The sequence below is a fragment of the Bradyrhizobium sp. 139 genome, from assembly GCF_023074175.1.
Lineage (GTDB): Bacteria > Pseudomonadota > Alphaproteobacteria > Rhizobiales > Xanthobacteraceae > Bradyrhizobium.
This window is the reverse complement of record NZ_JADPKS010000149.1, coordinates 83,959-98,960: the sequence shown is the minus strand read 5'-3', so window position 1 is coordinate 98,960 and position 15,002 is coordinate 83,959. Positions and strand designations below refer to the sequence as shown.

General features: G+C 59.4%; 14 protein-coding genes and 6 pseudogenes. 13 read left to right on the top strand and 7 right to left on the bottom strand.

Translation table 11 applies throughout. The annotated features are described in order from the left end of the window. Genes trbG through IVA80_RS32020 form a run of 3 tightly spaced genes read left to right on the top strand, consistent with a single transcriptional unit; the run spans position 1 to position 2,425 of the window. Complete coding sequence (gene trbG / locus IVA80_RS32030) at positions 1 to 975, top strand: P-type conjugative transfer protein TrbG (RefSeq protein WP_247438909.1); 975 nt, start codon at positions 1 to 3, stop codon at positions 973 to 975. Further along, the gene (locus tag IVA80_RS32025; protein ID WP_247438907.1) at positions 972 to 2,177 is read left to right on the top strand and encodes a TrbI/VirB10 family protein; all 1,206 of its coding nucleotides are present in this window, start codon (positions 972 to 974) and stop codon (positions 2,175 to 2,177) included. Before trbG ends, IVA80_RS32025 begins: the two co-directional genes overlap by 4 nt. A gap of 5 nt (positions 2,178 to 2,182) precedes the next feature. Next, the gene (locus IVA80_RS32020; protein ID WP_247438905.1) at positions 2,183 to 2,425 is read left to right on the top strand and encodes a DUF2274 domain-containing protein; all 243 of its coding nucleotides are present in this window, start codon (positions 2,183 to 2,185) and stop codon (positions 2,423 to 2,425) included. Here the strand turns inward: IVA80_RS32020 and IVA80_RS32015 are convergent. The 4 genes and pseudogenes from IVA80_RS32015 to IVA80_RS32000 all read right to left on the bottom strand — a co-directional run. Continuing rightward, the gene (locus IVA80_RS32015) at positions 2,398 to 2,736 is read right to left on the bottom strand and encodes a hypothetical protein (protein ID WP_247438986.1); all 339 of its coding nucleotides are present in this window, start codon (positions 2,734 to 2,736) and stop codon (positions 2,398 to 2,400) included. The two genes, IVA80_RS32020 and IVA80_RS32015, sit on opposite strands and share 28 nt — an antisense overlap. Next, positions 2,663 to 3,142 (bottom strand): LysR substrate-binding domain-containing protein, encoded by a 480-nt coding sequence (locus IVA80_RS32010; RefSeq protein ID WP_247438973.1) that lies wholly within the window; start codon positions 3,140 to 3,142, stop codon positions 2,663 to 2,665. The genes IVA80_RS32015 and IVA80_RS32010 overlap by 74 nt, the downstream gene beginning before the upstream one ends. Positions 3,143 to 3,421: 279 nt before the next feature. After that, positions 3,422 to 4,033 (bottom strand): annotated as a pseudogene (locus IVA80_RS32005) (acyl-homoserine-lactone synthase). A 73-nt stretch (positions 4,034 to 4,106) separates the two neighbouring features. Beyond that, a pseudogene (locus IVA80_RS32000) lies at positions 4,107 to 4,205 on the bottom strand (LuxR C-terminal-related transcriptional regulator); the annotation flags it as partial. A gap of 839 nt (positions 4,206 to 5,044) precedes the next feature. Between IVA80_RS32000 and ald the strand changes: the two are divergent. Further along, the gene (gene ald, locus IVA80_RS31995) at positions 5,045 to 6,157 is read left to right on the top strand and encodes an alanine dehydrogenase (RefSeq protein WP_247438903.1); all 1,113 of its coding nucleotides are present in this window, start codon (positions 5,045 to 5,047) and stop codon (positions 6,155 to 6,157) included. A 231-nt stretch (positions 6,158 to 6,388) separates the two neighbouring features. On the opposite strand, the pseudogene IVA80_RS31990 reads toward ald, so the two are convergent. Next, a pseudogene (locus IVA80_RS31990) lies at positions 6,389 to 8,109 on the bottom strand (aldehyde dehydrogenase family protein). Between the two features lie 1,007 nt (positions 8,110 to 9,116). Then, on the bottom strand, positions 9,117 to 9,260 hold the full coding sequence (locus IVA80_RS31985) for a hypothetical protein (protein WP_247438901.1): 144 nt from the start codon (positions 9,258 to 9,260) through the stop codon (positions 9,117 to 9,119). A gap of 203 nt (positions 9,261 to 9,463) precedes the next feature. Between IVA80_RS31985 and IVA80_RS38770 the strand changes: the two genes are divergently transcribed. The 3 genes and pseudogenes from IVA80_RS38770 to IVA80_RS31970 form a co-directional block, all read left to right on the top strand. Next, positions 9,464 to 9,691, top strand: coding sequence for a hypothetical protein (locus IVA80_RS38770; RefSeq protein WP_247438971.1), 228 nt, complete (start codon positions 9,464 to 9,466; stop codon positions 9,689 to 9,691). Between the two features lie 25 nt (positions 9,692 to 9,716). Then, a pseudogene (locus IVA80_RS31975) lies at positions 9,717 to 9,968 on the top strand (hypothetical protein); the annotation flags it as partial. A 736-nt stretch (positions 9,969 to 10,704) separates the two neighbouring features. Beyond that, a pseudogene (locus tag IVA80_RS31970) lies at positions 10,705 to 11,127 on the top strand (IS5/IS1182 family transposase); the annotation flags it as partial. 340 nt (positions 11,128 to 11,467) lie between these two features. On the opposite strand, the gene IVA80_RS31965 reads toward IVA80_RS31970, so the two are convergent. After that, positions 11,468 to 11,674, bottom strand: coding sequence for a hypothetical protein (locus tag IVA80_RS31965; RefSeq protein ID WP_247438900.1), 207 nt, complete (start codon positions 11,672 to 11,674; stop codon positions 11,468 to 11,470). A gap of 732 nt (positions 11,675 to 12,406) precedes the next feature. On the opposite strand from IVA80_RS31965, the pseudogene IVA80_RS31960 reads away from it, so the two are divergent. The 6 genes and pseudogenes from IVA80_RS31960 to IVA80_RS31935 all read left to right on the top strand — a co-directional run. Next, positions 12,407 to 12,812, top strand: a pseudogene (locus IVA80_RS31960) (nitrogenase cofactor biosynthesis protein NifB); the annotation flags it as partial. A 101-nt stretch (positions 12,813 to 12,913) separates the two neighbouring features. Beyond that, complete coding sequence (locus IVA80_RS31955; protein WP_247438898.1) at positions 12,914 to 13,228, top strand: nitrogen fixation protein NifZ; 315 nt, start codon at positions 12,914 to 12,916, stop codon at positions 13,226 to 13,228. Further along, positions 13,225 to 13,464, top strand: coding sequence for a nitrogen fixation protein NifZ (locus IVA80_RS31950; protein WP_247438896.1), 240 nt, complete (start codon positions 13,225 to 13,227; stop codon positions 13,462 to 13,464). Before IVA80_RS31955 ends, IVA80_RS31950 begins: the two co-directional genes overlap by 4 nt. A gap of 15 nt (positions 13,465 to 13,479) precedes the next feature. Beyond that, positions 13,480 to 13,833 carry a DUF3024 domain-containing protein gene (locus tag IVA80_RS31945; protein WP_247438894.1) on the top strand — a complete coding sequence of 118 codons (354 nt, stop codon included), beginning with the start codon at positions 13,480 to 13,482 and terminating at the stop codon, positions 13,831 to 13,833. A gap of 32 nt (positions 13,834 to 13,865) precedes the next feature. Beyond that, the gene (locus IVA80_RS31940) at positions 13,866 to 14,135 is read left to right on the top strand and encodes a DUF6129 family protein (protein ID WP_247438892.1); all 270 of its coding nucleotides are present in this window, start codon (positions 13,866 to 13,868) and stop codon (positions 14,133 to 14,135) included. A 558-nt stretch (positions 14,136 to 14,693) separates the two neighbouring features. Then, a complete protein-coding gene (locus IVA80_RS31935) occupies positions 14,694 to 14,912 on the top strand; it encodes a hypothetical protein (protein ID WP_247438890.1) in 219 nt (72 codons plus the stop codon). Positions 14,913 to 15,002 lie beyond the last annotated feature (90 nt).

Genomic DNA, 15,002 nt, shown 5'->3' with positions numbered 1-15,002 from the left:
ATGCCGTCAGGTCTCGTTGTTGTGTCACGAAAAGTGCGGCCGTGCTTGCCTCTGGCTCTTCTGGTCTGTGTCTCGACGCTCGGCGGCTGCACGACCTTCCGGCCGCCCCAAATCAGCTACGACAACGAGCTCCCGCCGGCACCGGACTTGCCGGCGCCTGCCGATGATCGCCCGCGATCGCTGCATGTGCCGCCGGCCTGGAAGGCTGCACGAGGCGGCAAGAGCGCGGAGGCCAAGGAGCCTGTCGAGCGCATCGAAACCGCAAATGACGCTGCACGCGTGCAGCCTCGCAAAGCCGGCTACTACAATGCGGTGCAAGTGTTTTCCTATAGTCCGGGCGCGCTCTACCAGATCTATGCCGCGCCGGGGCAAATTACGGACATTGCCCTCGAGCCCGGTGAGCAGCTGATCGGCTCAGGACCGGTCGCCGCAGGCGATACGGTCCGCTGGGTGGTGGGCGACACCGAGAGTGGCAACGGCGATGCCCGCCGCGTTCACATCATGGTCAAGCCAACCCGTCCCTCGATCGAGACCAACCTCGTCGTCAATACTGATCGCCGTACTTACCTGATCGAACTTCGCGCTAAAGAAAAGCCCTATATGCCCTCGGTCGCCTGGTTCTATCCGGCGGATCGTGCTGGGCGAAATCGAGCTTTGCCGCCGGCACCCTTTATTCCGGACCTGCCGGCGCGCCGGTATCGCTACGCCATCGAGGGCGACAGCCCGCCTTGGCGTCCCGTCAACGCTTATGATGACGGCCGAAAAACCTACATTGAATTCTCCCCCGGCGTCAGTCAGGGCGAGATGCCGCCGCTCTTCGTGATCGGGCTCGACGGCAAAACCGAGATCGTCAACTACCGCGCTTACGGAAATGTGCTGATTGTTGACCGGCTGTTCGCGGCCGCGGAACTGAGGCTGGGCGAGGAGCACCAGCAGAAGGTCAGGATCGTGCGAACCGACGGGAGGTCGCTTTGAACGATACTGACCAGGCCATCGATACACCAAAGGAAGCGCCTCGAGGCAAGCCGCCGGAAGAGATCGCCGAAACCCTGCGGCTCCGGCCGGATCGGCCAAAAGTCGCGCGCCTCTCGCGGAAAGTCCTTATGGGCGGCAGCGCCTTTGTGCTCGCGCTGATCACTGGCGCGGTGCTCTGGGCGCTGCACGAGAAACGGTCACGTACTTCGGCGCCCGAGGAGCTTTACGCGACCGACCACCACAATGTCGCCGATCAGCTCGCGACCTTACCAAAGGATTACACCGAGATCCCGAAGGACGTGCCGCGCTTGGGGCCGCCTTTGCCCGGCGATCTCGGCCGGCCGATCGTCGCAGCACAGGGATCTTCGACGTCCAGCTCGCTCGGTATCGATGCCGAACAGCAGCGTGTCAACCAGGAGAGCGAGGCGGCACGGACCAGCAAGGTATTTGCCAGCACCAATTTCCGGCCACAAGCCCCTGCCACTTCATCGAGCGAAACCCGTTCAAGCGCCGCGCCATCATCCGACGAAGCATTTGCTCAGAATGGCCAAGACCGAAAGCTTGCGTTCGTCAGTGCAACGGTCGATCGTCGGACGACAAGCTCCGATCGCCTTGTGAGGCCGGCTTCGCCTTTTGTCGTTCAGGCCGGAACGGTCATTCCGGCCGCTCTCATCACAGGAATCCGCTCCGACCTGCCTGGCCAGATCACGGCGCAAGTCACAGAATCGGTGTACGATTCTCCTACCGGGCGAGCTCGCCTTATCCCCCAGGGAGCAAGGCTGATCGGGAGCTACGATAGCCAGGTCGCATTTGGGCAGTCGCGCGTGCTCCTGGTCTGGACGCGCCTTATCATGCCGAATGGGAGGTCGATTGTTTTGGAACGGCAGCCCGGTGCAGATGCGGCAGGGTACTCTGGTCTTGAGGACGAGGTCGACAATCATTGGAAGGAGCTGTTGGGGGCGGCCGCTCTTTCGACGCTGCTTTCCGTCGGCACGGAGGTGAATTCCGGGGCGGATAACGGCAATACCAACAACGATCTCCTTGCCGCCCTCCGCCGTGGAGCTGGGGATTCGATCAATCAAACAGGCCAGCAGGTGGTCCGCCGCAATCTCAACATACAGCCGACTTTGACGATCCGTCCGGGATTTCCGGTACGGGTGATCGTCAACCGTGACCTGGTGCTCGAACCGTATAGAGGGTAAGGACGATGGCAAAGCTTAAGCTCGGAGCTATCGAAGACGACAAGCCGGTCAAGATTGCGCATGAACTGCCCGCGAGCGTGCATAGGGATCTCGTGGCATATGCCGAGATTCTTGCACAGGAGACCGCTCAGCCGATCGGAGAACCGGCCAAGCTTATCGCGCCCATGCTGGCCCGGTTCATGGCGGCCGATAGGAGCTTTCGGAAAGCGCGCCGCGCGCGTCAGCGACCGATCGAAGGCGAGGAATAGCCCTCGGAGAGTAACTTCAGGAATTCCTGCAGGGCCGGGTTCGCATTGTCGGCGCGCCAATAGGCAGGAAACTCGAATCGGCTCGCACCCGCGCCATCGCGCAGCTCTCGGTAGACAAGGTCCGCCAAATTTGCACCTATGTCGGACTCGAGCACGAGGCTTATTCCTGTGTTCATGCTGATCAGGCTTTTGATGATGCCGCGACTGACGTCGTGGCACTCGATTTTTGGGCGGGCCTCAGGCGAAACGAGCTTGGAAACCAGAATATATTCGAGCTCCTTTCCGGGGTCGTAGTGGCTGAGCAGCACCATCTCTGCCGCGCAGGTCGGTCCAGTAGACAGTCTCGTCCGAACTGAGAGGATGGTCATGAGGCAAGGCAACGAGAACACGCTCGCTCCACAGAGACATGGCTTTAGTGCCCAAAAAGGGCAAGCGCCCCGTGACGATCAGGAGATCAAGCGCTCCGTTGCGGAGTGCCGCTGCTAAACGTGTTCTTGCTCGTTCAACCGTCGCAAGCGCGATCTGCGGGAACCGCTCTTTGAACTCAAGTAAGGAGGCTTGCAGATTGCCGGCCGAAACCGATGTGCAGAAACCGACGCTCAGACGGCCGGTTTCGCTGTTGTGAACGGATCGCGCGGTTGCGATGAGTGCGTCGAATTCCTCCAGGATGGTCCTGGCCAACCGAAGGACGTCGCAGCTGGGCCGCGTTGGGCGCACACCTTCGCTGAAGCGCTCGAAAATTGGAAGGCCCAAGTGGTGCTCAAACTCGCCATTGTCCGGCTGAGGCTCAATTGTTGGGACCTCAGCAACTCGGCGGACGAACGCTCTCGCAATCGGCCGCAGCCACGGCCGATCTCAGGTGTTTCAGTTCGAGCGCTTTACTGACTCGAAGTGACCGTCGTGTTCGCGTGGCTTGTGCATCGCAAGTCTTGAGAGAGAAGAGCGGCCTTCCACACCAATCTGCAGCGATGCTGCGATTCGGTTTGCTTCCAGAACCTAGGCAGCCGCTTGAAGCGCCGGTCCCGAGATGTGCCCCGCCTTGCGGATGCGGTCCAACGCATCGGGCGAGACCTCCAGGTACCCGGCAACCGCCGTGGTGTTTCCGAGAGGGCGAGCTTTTCCCACTCTGCGAAGGGGCCATCCGGCCCGGCGAAGAATGCGCTCCATGCGGGCGTCGGTCACAGTGACGATTTCGATCAATTCAATGGAAAGACCGAATTCAATGATGCCCGCAAACAGCTCGTAACTGGCAGCAGCAAGTCCGCCGCTCGCTTTCGGCGCATCCGCGGGAACATCCGGCGCGAATCGGCTGCTCTCCCAGATCCGATCGCTTCGTGGCGCCGGCTGCCCGTCCAGCCGGATCGGGAAGGTGTCCCTCAGCATGTTTGGACGGGTCGAAGGCAAAAGCCGGACGCAACCTTGAATACGTCCGGCTCCGAGCGGTTCAGTAGATGCACGGGTCGAAGGACGTCAAACTCGTCGACTTCCATGTCGCCGCTGACCTACACGCCAATCCAGGCGCTGCTTGAAAACGCGGTAGCGCAGCCGGTGCATCTCGGCGAGATCGTGGACGAATTCCCCGTAGGACTCCGGCGTGGTGAGCTGCATCGCTTTTACGAAACGAGCTGACACCGAGCTTCGCACGGGCGTTGTCCAGGTGAAATCCCGCGGTTCGCTCTGCGATGCCGAGAATGATCCCGATCTCCCCAGCCGATTTACCGCGCGCGGACCATTCGAGACACTGGTACTCGCGAGGAGACAGCACCACGCCGCCGACCATGCGATCAATCGTCCAGAAGCGTTTTGCATGCTCATGGGAAAACGTTGCGATTAATCGCAGACTCTGGGCGTGCGCGACAAGCGCGCGCTCGAAACCACTTCGACGCTCGTCACTTGCAAAGCTCTGCGCGGCGACTGCGCCCTTGTCATCGTGGATAGGAAATGTACACCCGCAGCGAATCCCAAAGTTTCGGCTTCTTCGAACAAAGCGCGTTCGGACTCCGACCGATTTCGCGCTTCAAATCCAAGCCCCATCTCAAGGCTTAGGCTGGCGCATTGCCCGACGTACCACCGGATCGACGGATTCGTAGCCGCGCTGCAGATAGATGGCGGTCCAGGAGGGGATATGTCGAGATCAGGTTGGGAGCACTGCCCGGCTCACGGGGAAGAGCGAAATATGCGAAGCGCGACAGTTTGAGCGCAGCGGCGACCTCAGCCATACTCTGCTGAGCTGCGTCTCGATGCGTGCTTTCGGTCAATCGTTCAGCAAAGCTTTGAAAAACCCGTTCCATCTTCGATGAACCCGCGGGCCTCCCTCGCAAGCGCTACTCGTGTTAGCGAATCGAGCATCGTTGCGAATGAGGCAAAACAACGAAGAAGTCGATCCAGTCCCGCGTAGATCAATCCTGATCACGAGTGCCTGGTGTGGCTGCCAGGGCCGCATCAGGTCTTGCCACCCTGTGGTAACATCCCAGCCAACTCGGCGCTCTTCGATCGTCTGTTCGAAATCCTGCAAGCAGGCGGGGAAGATCGCCGGATTATTGCGCTATTTGGCTTCTCGCCTCGCAGGTTTGTACCGCTCTTCCGATTACAACGAGCTGCTCGCCAAGGAGATTGCAAATGAAGGTCGGTGTTCCCAAGGAAATCAAGACGCACGAATACCGCGTCGGCCTAACGCCTGGGGCCGTCCGCGAATACGTTGCAGCTGGCCACAGCGCATTGGTCGAGAACAACTCCGGCGCCGGGATTGGCGCGACAGATGATGACTACCGCAAAGCTGGCGCGACGATTGCGACCTCTGCTCGCGAGGTATTCGCGTCGAGCGAAATGATCGTGAAAGTCAAGGAGCCACAGCGCTCCGAATGGACGCAGCTTCGAGAAAACCAGATCCTCTTCACCTATCTGCATTTGGCTCCGGATCCGGAGCAGGCGAAGGGCCTCATGAAATCTGGCTGCACCGCAATTGCCTATGAAACTGTGACCGACGCGCACGGTGGCCTTCCACTACTTGCCCCTATGAGCGAGGTTGCGGGAAGACTTGCGATTGAAGCCGCGGGTGCGGCGCTGAAGCGGTACGCGGGCGGACGGGGACTGCTGATTGGCGGGGTACCGGGCGTGCCACCCGCTCGCATTGTGGTGATCGGCGGGGGCGTTGTCGGCACTCACGCTGCACGGATGGCGGCAGGCTTGGGCGCTGAGGTCACGATCCTCGACCGTTCGATTCCCAGGCTTCGCGAACTGGATGAGCTGTTCGAAGGGCGAGTACGTACCAGATTCTCGACGATCGACGCCGTTGAAGAAGAGGTATTTGCGGCGGATGTTGTCATTGGTGCCGTCCTCGTTCCTGGCGCGAGCGCGCCGAAACTGGTCAGCCGCGGTATGTTGAGTTCGATGCGCAAAGGCTCCGTGATCGTGGACGTAGCGATCGATCAGGGCGGATGTTTCGAGACATCGCGGGCAACGACACATGCCGATCCAACCTATGAGGTGGATGGCGTTATCCACTATTGTGTCGCAAACATGCCGGGAGCTGTGCCGCTCACCTCAAGCCAGGCACTCAACAACGCTACGCTGCCTTTTGGTTTGGCTCTCGCCAGTAAAGGATTTGCAGCTGTGCTCGAAAATCCGCATCTCCGCGCAGGCCTGAACGTCTACCGGGGCCGGTTAACCTATAAGGCTGTCGCCGAGAGCCTTGGTCTTCCCTTCTCGCCGATCGAACAGGCTGCGGCCTGATCCTAGAGGTCCCCTACGGGACATTTCGTCGCAGACTTGGGCCGCTCATCAGAGTGGCCCTTTTTGTGTGCCGAGTATGAGCGACAGCTTGGAGGTGGAAGTCCTTTACCCAACTTGATTGACGGCGAAGGCTTAGCCAAGCGCAAGCGCGTCAACGTGCCCGGGGTCCTTGAATGCGGGTGTGATGGAAGGGACGACAGCTAGTGCTTGCGCCGCGCTCCCGACCAACAACTAGAGCTCACTCGCGGCGCGGTCGGGAACATCATCCTTCCAGCGTACCGATCCAAACGGACGCTCCAGCATACGACGGATACGCACGGGCTCAGGCCCGATATGGAAAGCCATGGCCTTCTCATCTAATGCACGTTCCGACTGGGTCCAGCGGTTGCGTTGGCGCAAATAATCGAGCCATGTCGGGCAGTGATAGCGCTCGGTCCACAGCTCGGGGTCGGCGATATCACGCGCAATTGACCAACCATAGGCCCCGTTGCGTTGCCGGTAGAGCTGCACATCCTGCATGACGTTATGGAAGGCTCGGGCATTCTCCAGGGCCACCCGATATTCGAGCTCAACCACCAGTGGGCCGCTCCGGTAGGAGCGGGAGCCGCACCTTAGGATCGGCAAGCATCTCGGCGCCCTCCCCGCGCTCGGTGATGGCCGGCATGCGCAGCCAGCACCCAAGCAGCGGCAAGAGCAGCATCAGTCCGGCAGAGACGAGCAGCGTGATGTCGACACCGACGGCATCGGCTAGGCGACCCCAGCCCCAACTGCCAACTGCGAGGCCGCCAGAGAACGCAGCCTGCCAAGCCGCAACGGAGCGGCCCGCAACCCAGCGCGGGGCGGAGAGCTGCACGCCAATGTTGAACAGCGTCCACACGATGGTCCATACGGCACCCGCTAAAACCAGAGCTGCGGCTGTCAAGACCGAATTGTGACTGAGCGCGACCGCCGCAATTGCGCCGCTCATCGACAGTGTGCAGGCACGAACCGCAGCCTCGCGGATCTTTATCGCCGCGACCTTCGTCGAGAGCTTCTGCACGAATTCCTCATAGATGCCTGCCTGTGCGTAGAGGCGGTTGGGACGCAGGTCTGGCCCATGTTGCGGTATTTGGAGACGATGGCGCCTTCGATGGCGACATCGATATCGGATCGTCGAACACCACGAAAGGCGCCTTACCGCCGAGCTCGAGGCCGAGCTTCTTCAGGCCGACGGAGGCCGACGGTAGAGGATCTTGCCGACCTCGGTCGAGCCGGTGAAGCCGACAAAGCGCACGCGCGCTCGCACAAATCCTCGCCGATCGGTCGCGAATCTCCGGTGATGACGTTGAAGACGCCCTTGGGCACGCCGGCCTTCTCAGCGAGGGCTGCGAGCGCGAGCGCCGAGTGCGGCGTCTCGCTGGTTGGCTTCAGCACCATGGTGCAGCCTGCGGCGAGCGCCGGCCATACTTTGCGGGTGATCATCGAGTTGCGGAAGTTCCACGGCGTGATGGCGCCGCAGACGCCAATCGGTGGCTTGATCGCAAGCAGCCTTGCATCCGGGCGCGGCGAGGGAATCGTTTCGCCATAGATGCGGCGCGCCTCTTCGGTTAGAACTCGACATAGGCGCCATCGATATCGACTTCGCCTAGCGCCTCGGAGAGCGGCTTGCCCTGCTCGGAAGTCAAGATTAGCGCGAGATCCTCGCGATTGGCGACGATCAATTCGTACCATTGCACAGGATGTTGGAACGTTGCTTGGCTGTGAGCTTAGCCCATGCAGGCAGCGCTCGTTCAGCAGCCTCCACGGCTCTCGTGCAGCCGTCGGCCGAGAGCTGCGGCTTGGCGAGCTCAATGGCGAGGTGAGCCGACTCAGGCGCCATCAATATAGCAGGCCTCCCGCAGAAGTGACGGATCCTTCAGACGATAGCGCAGGTTAGACGAGTCTTGTGTGGCTTGCGCGGCGGTCGGCGTCATAGCGTTGCTCCTGCGGCTTCCAAATCCGGGCAATCAGCTGTTCACCGATTGAGAAAAAAGGCCGCGCGAGATACCGCGCGGCCAAGTCAGGGAGGAAACGCCCCGAAGGGCACTGAATAGGAGCTCAGCAAGTAAATGAACTCACTGGCAACTCCAAGCTCGCACGAAACGTCGTCAAATCGTGCAAGCGGACATCGGATACTCATTTACCCGAGAGGATTGGCGGCGTTCGTTGCAATATCTTGCAGTTTTTGTGCGAAAATTTCGCTAGGTTCGGAGCAACTGCTATCTTGAAGCGTTTCTCGCGAGAATATTCGAAGTTGCGTACTGTTCATTGAGGCCCTCGAACACTCGCTCGGTGTACGCGTCCGTACCTCGATAGCTCGGTTTCAGGATTTAGGAAATCAATCTAAATGAGTCAGCGCTCGTCAACGAGCGGCAGAGAAACATTGAGCTCGGCGATTTAGCGGGACAGCTGCGGGTCGCGACAGTGCGAACCAGCATCGGGGGCGTCCGAACAAGTCATTTGAGGGGCAAAATGCGCAAAGTCGCGATCGGAATTCGTTGGACACGCGTCGCGGATTCCGCGTTGGGCGACGCGAACAGCTGGCACTGCCGGGGGATTTAGGGGTCATTGTCACAGGCGCAATCTGCACTGTCCCCATGCTCTACGGGAGCGTGGCGCAACGTGAGTCGACTGCCAGCAACGAATTCAAAGATCATGTCGTATTGTTGTCACAAACCTTCTTGGAATCCGGGCAAATTGCAACCGAATTCGAGCAAGCGCAGTGAAGAATAGATCAAGAAGCATACCGATAATTGAGAGCGCCAGCTCGCAGCATCCAGTCGTGGTGAGGGATTCGGGACCGATTTGCGCGACGATGATCCCATGAAGGAGGCGACCTTCCTGCGGGTCTGTCATCAATCTCTATGCAACACGCTTCCAGAACGTGGTCTCGGCCCAACGAAACCTTGGCTTCAACGAGAATTAAGGATTCCAAGGCAAGTTACGAATGGCCGTGCGCGCAGTTGAGCATCGGGTGAGCGAGCTCAATCAGCCTCAGCGCGCGATATTGATGCTGAAGATGCGCCGCCATGAGAATGAGTTCATGTTGAGCGGTGAGGACAGCCATCGCGATGAAAATCGTCAAAAAGAGTCTCTCCGGGGCTGAAATTCCATCACGGAGGTGGTTCCTCGGCACTGGCGTGGCGGAGCAAGAGCATCATAACTATCCTCAGTGAGGAGGACACGGCCGCGACGTCTCAGGCAATCAACGAACAACGGAAACTGTGGTGAAGTTCATAGTCCTGGCATCAGCTAGTAGTTCATTTGAAAGTTTCAGCGTGCTTCCTTGTGCTACCATTCTTTGCGCCTTGCGGAGTCGCCAATGCAACGACCATTGCGCTTTTGCGTGCTGTTCTTGAGGAGGTTTGCGAGGGTCTGCCTCGCAGCGAAACCGGCACTCGGGCCCATGTCGCTTCCAAGATCTTGGACGCCGCCAAAAGAGGTGAGATCACCGCGGACCGCCTTAGGCAGGTCGGCATGGAAGCTCTTCGCTCTGCGCCAACAATGTGGCGGTAGGTGCGGACAACACTGTAGTGCTCATGTGAATTTCCAGGTCACGGTGTTGAAGATCCTTAGGAGCTACCCGGACGGGTTCGCATCAATGCCGGACCTCAAGCGAGACATGGCCATCTTGGCCACGAGCGGTCCCGATTGGGCGGCGCGCGCCAAGAGAATGGGCGCCCGCGTGCCCGAGCTCGACCTTTTTTCGCAACGACTCGTCGAGCGTGTGAATGGAGGGTGGCGCATCACGGACAAGGGACGTGCGATGCTCGAACTGATGGAGTCGCGCCCTCGCACGCCCCAAGTCCAGCCAGAAGACACGAGAGCTAGCTTCGCCAGTGCCGGCGCGATCCCATTCTAATCGAACTACGTCGGCGCGAGCCTGAACGACTGGGGCGGCGCCGGTCCTCTAAGAGCCGAACGTGCGCGCCGCACTCTTAGACCGGACTATCTAGGTGATCAAGGCCGCGCCCGACGATCGGTTGCCGAAGGAGAATTTTCGATGCCGTTGTGGGCTTCGAACTTTTATTGGAGAGCTGGAACGAGAAGTGCTGATATCTCAGCATATATCAGGGAAAGGTGCTGTTGCTTCGATCAAGTCCAAGATCCCGCGATGCGCAGTGCGCCATTCATGTATGGACCTCGATTTTCGGCGCCTGAGCCGTTGGCTGGGGCCACGGCGCAGGCGCGGCCAAGTGGGACGGAGTGCCTGCGAGTCTCGCCGCCTCGCAACGGCAACAGATGCCGCTCGGCATAAAGCGATCGATGGCCGACACGCTTGGTTCGCATTGACTCACGTCAATTCGCTCCCGCCTCGTTCTTGAAACATCTCTCTTAGGGGATCGTCCGTGAACAACGCCTAAGGTGCTGATCAGGAATCGGTTTTACGGACGTTGGCCCGTTTCGGATTGCAGGCTTTGATAGGTTTGAGCATCGGAAGCCTGCAATTTGCAGTTTGAGATTCCGTCGAATCGCAAAGCCTGATTCGATGGCCGTAGCGGAGGAGCCTATGCGACCAAAAAGGCGATCTGATTCGTGCCAGGCTCGATCAGATCATCAACATGAAGCACGAGCTGGCGCAGCTCGCCGGCAAGGTCGACTGGGATTGGATCGATGCGCAGATTGCACCGCTGTACAGCGACAAGGGCCGCCCTGAGATCGAGACCCGCTTCGTGGTTGGGCTGCTGCTGCTCAAGCACATTTATGGCCTCTCCAACGAAGGCGTGTGCGATCGCTGGGTGGCGCAAGCGCTTTGGTGACAAGTTCGAGCCTCTGGTGGCCGACAGCCTGAGGGTGGCGCACGACGCCGGGTCACTGCGCAGGCGCGATCTCAAGCGGGTCACCGTGGATACCACGGTGCAGCCAAAGCCGTCACCTTCCCGACCGACGGCAAGCTGCTGCATGCAGCCATCGAAGGGCTCAACCGGCTGGTCCGCAGAGTAACTGCTGGCTAACGAGGCCGGCGCAACCAACCTGGACTGTCACGATCTCCGCCGGTGGATGGTCCGTCGGATCTGATTGACCAGATAAGTGCCCCAAATGATCATCATGTCGCCGACACGTTCCGTGCGCTTGCTCTCAAGGAACGTTGACCGGCGGCATGGCCGCAGTCGGGCGCAACACGAAGCGTTCTTGCTGCTGCCCGCGCGCCGCCAAGATGATTGCAAAAACCACGAGGAAAATCAGAGACCCACGCATGACCAAAAACTACTTCAGAGCCCATATCGCAATTATGAACCCCTCACATCCGGACAAACGGCACGCCTCGCGGGCAGGATATCGCGCCGCTCTTCAGGTGCCGTTTGCTGAGCCGAAAGCAATAGCGATCATTCGTGCCGCAACGCGGCCGAGTGCGGTGCTCAAAAAATGCATTTTCGAGGGCGGACGGCACTCGGTACGCGCGACGGACGGGGTGAGGTGCAAGGTATCGCGCGCTCCGGCATCCACGTCGATTGCTGGTATCCAATTTACGATGCGGCGGGCCATGAGGTTGATCATGCCTCGGCGGCCCATTGGCCTACTGTGCTGCGCAAGCCGCACAGCAGCGTGCTGCCGGTCAAGAGCTTTCTGATTACTGACGCTGATTATGTTAGGTTCTGACTGAAATCGGCATCAAGATACCAGTTCCCGACCTCATCAAGGAAAGGTGGAACGGGCGGAGCTTCCTCTTCTTCGGCTGTCGCTTCAATGATCGGCTCTTGCTATTTATGCGCGGCGCACCAAACGCTCGGCTGACGTCCATTACGCGATCGTCGATCCGCAAGCACTCTCGCGCAACGAACTCTGCTTTCTGGTCGAGCAACACCTGAGACTGATCGCGATATGGCTCCCGCAAGCATAGAGATGTTGAGCGCCAAGTAGCGGCGCAAAGTGGGCTGCTCGCCGCGGTCCGCTAGTAGGAAGAGGTCGCATCGCAAACGACCGGTGCGGGTTTGGGATTTCACGCGAGCTCGATCAGAACCCAACGGCCGTCTCCGTCACGATTGCGACGCCTGTCGCATTTGCGACGTGTGAACTGTCGCTGACGCGTGCACAACTGTGCGGATCACGTCTAGCTAACTCATTCACAGGGCGGGAATGCCATCGCCATCCGAGATGGCACGCGAGTTGCTAATTCTCGTTCTGTGGCCGCTCAGGCTGGTCGCCATGGGCACACTTGGTAGAGAATTGAATATGAACGCTGTTGCCGGACGCGGAAAACATGTCAAAGATGCTGAGCATAGCGGCGGGATGCGGGTCATCGCCGATTATAAGGGTTCCCGGAGCTCTTCGAAGAATGGCAAAGGGAGCTATGGGTCACAGGCTGCCCCAGGGCGATCTGTCGTTCGAAATCTGGGACAAAGTTAGGACTCATCCCTGCAATAGCGAAGAAGCTCATCATCATTACGCTCGCATCCATGTCGCGGTCGCGCCGGCTTGCAATATTCAAGGCAACTACTGCAATCGCAAGTACGACTGCGCCAATGAATCGCGTCCGGATGTTGGTAGTGACAAGCTCACTCCTGAGCAGGCGGCGGGAAAGCTGCTCGCGGTAGCCACCAGAATTCCACAGCTGACTGTGCTCGGTATCGCCGGCCCCGGCCATGCCTTGGCCAATCCGAAAACGACCTATCATGCCACAGATCTCCGCGCCCGAGCACGGCACAGCATTTGGGCTCAAAGGCCAGCGAGGCCCGACAGCGCAGGCACCTCTGCTCGCGTCTCCGTGCGCCCTGCAGGTTCGCCAGGGGGCGGTGCATGAACATGATCGTTTGCGACAGTGATGTGGTCCAGCTAAGCGGGCCGCCTGCGTTCAGCTTCGGCGAAAAGGTGCGGGCCAGCAGCACCATCCGCAATGACGGCACCTTTCGCGGCAAGGCGATCGGCGACATTCTGGCCAAGAAGGACGACGTGGGTTATTTCGTTTCCATCGGCACGTTCCTGCAGAAATTCTATATCTACGGTGTCGAATTTCTTGAAAGTGGCTACCGCGTCGGCATGGGGCGCAAAGAGGTCGAACCGATCGACGAGGGCGTAGATGATCTGCCATTGCCGGAAGTGGCTGTGTCATGACAGAGCCGCGCGTTCCAAAATATCGATCGGGCCAGCGCGTGAAAACCGCAGTCAATCTCATCAATGACGAGTCAGTTGCCACCGCGCCGCCTGATGGGATCCTAGTCGGCGCCGGTGCTATCGGCGAGATCGTCCGGGTCGCGATGCATACCGAAGCGAGCGTGCCGATTTATCTTGTAGATTTTGGTGAGCGGCTGGTCGTTGGTTGCCTTGAAGAAGAGATCACAGTCCTTTGAGGGGATGTTCTCGCAGTGAGAGTGTCGAGAGAGGTACCGGTCGGGCTGATCCCGCATCCGAACGAGCTAGATCGCAAGCGGATCGAACGTGCTTTGATCTCGCGCAAGCACTACCGCTATGTCTCGCCGAGTGTGACGCCGGTAAAGGCTGGCTATCTCATTGGGAGTCCCTGCTGCTCGCGCAATATCGACAACGCTGGCGGTCAGATCGATGTCGCGCTATTTCATTACGATGCCGTGAGCGGGATCTGGAAACTGTTCTTCAAGAATCATGCGCGAGGAAGCTGGAAATTTTACAGCATTTTCCACCGGCTTGCGTCGGCGATCGACGAATTGAACACGGATCCCGAGCGGCTGTTCTGGCAGTGATGCCTCATTGGCAACAGTCATAAGGAGTCAAAATGGCGCTCGCCACAGAACAATTGATCGAAATCGAACGCCTGCTTGCGACAGCTAACACAGACATTAGCGCCGTTGCTGACCTAAGGCGCCGCTTTCCGCAGCTCACCTTGGTTCGATGTGATGCGTCGGATGTGACGCAGCAGCCATTCCGGCGTCTTGCGCAGTTTGACCTGCATCTCATCGATGGATCGGACCACTGCATGCAGATTACGGCCGATCGGGCGCGAGCGACTGGATTGGTGCTGGCTAGAAGGCATGTTGGGCGGTGATCGGCACTGGACCCGCAGAGAATCGCCTGGATGACGCGGAGGCGGTGAATGCAATTCCGCTCTCGGATCCTGATATCATTGTTGCCGACTCTCTGCCGTCGAAGCACTATTTTATTCGCAGCGAATTTCTAGTCGGTCGACGACTGAGACGCTCGAACCAGCTTTCGCGGTCTATGTTGGCCGCAAGTATAGCGTTGCGGTTCCAAGCGCACGATTGGGCTCCTGCTTGGCCTGAAGGCGCTCGGTATCGAGCGGAGCAAGAGGTAATCGCCTCCTCGTATTCGTTTCTCAAGCCGTCCATGCCATCAATCTCGCGGACGCACGGGCGGAGTTTGCCGACATCGACTGTTGGTCCGAAACGAGCTCACGGCAATGCCGAAGAACGTATGAGGCCTAACACACGGGCGATTATCGCCGCCGACCCGAACGGGCCACCCGGCACCAATGCAGGTGCGAAGTTCAAGTCGCGGCGCGGGTCCACCCAAAGGGGACTAAACTGAACACGTCACAATCGAGCAGCCCACCGGTCTCTAAACCTGGCAAAAAAACGGGAACGGTATGAATCCGCAGATCATCATTCACGTCCGCTTCGCCCCGAATGGCAGGGTGATCCAGATCAGCGAGCGCCCGGCGAGGCTCACGCCCGACCAATGGTTCGATGTTCTCAAGGCCCGAGCCGACTCTGCCTATCACTCACTGTCCGGTGGTCGTGGCGTTTTTCGGCTGACCCGGGCCGCAGTTGATACCTTCAAGCAAGAAGCTGTGACGCTGGCATGAGCGAAGAGATCACCGATCTCGTGGCTAGCCACGAGATTGAGGTGTTCGCAGGCTGTCCAGCCGATGCGATCGAGCGGGTGGCGCCAGGGC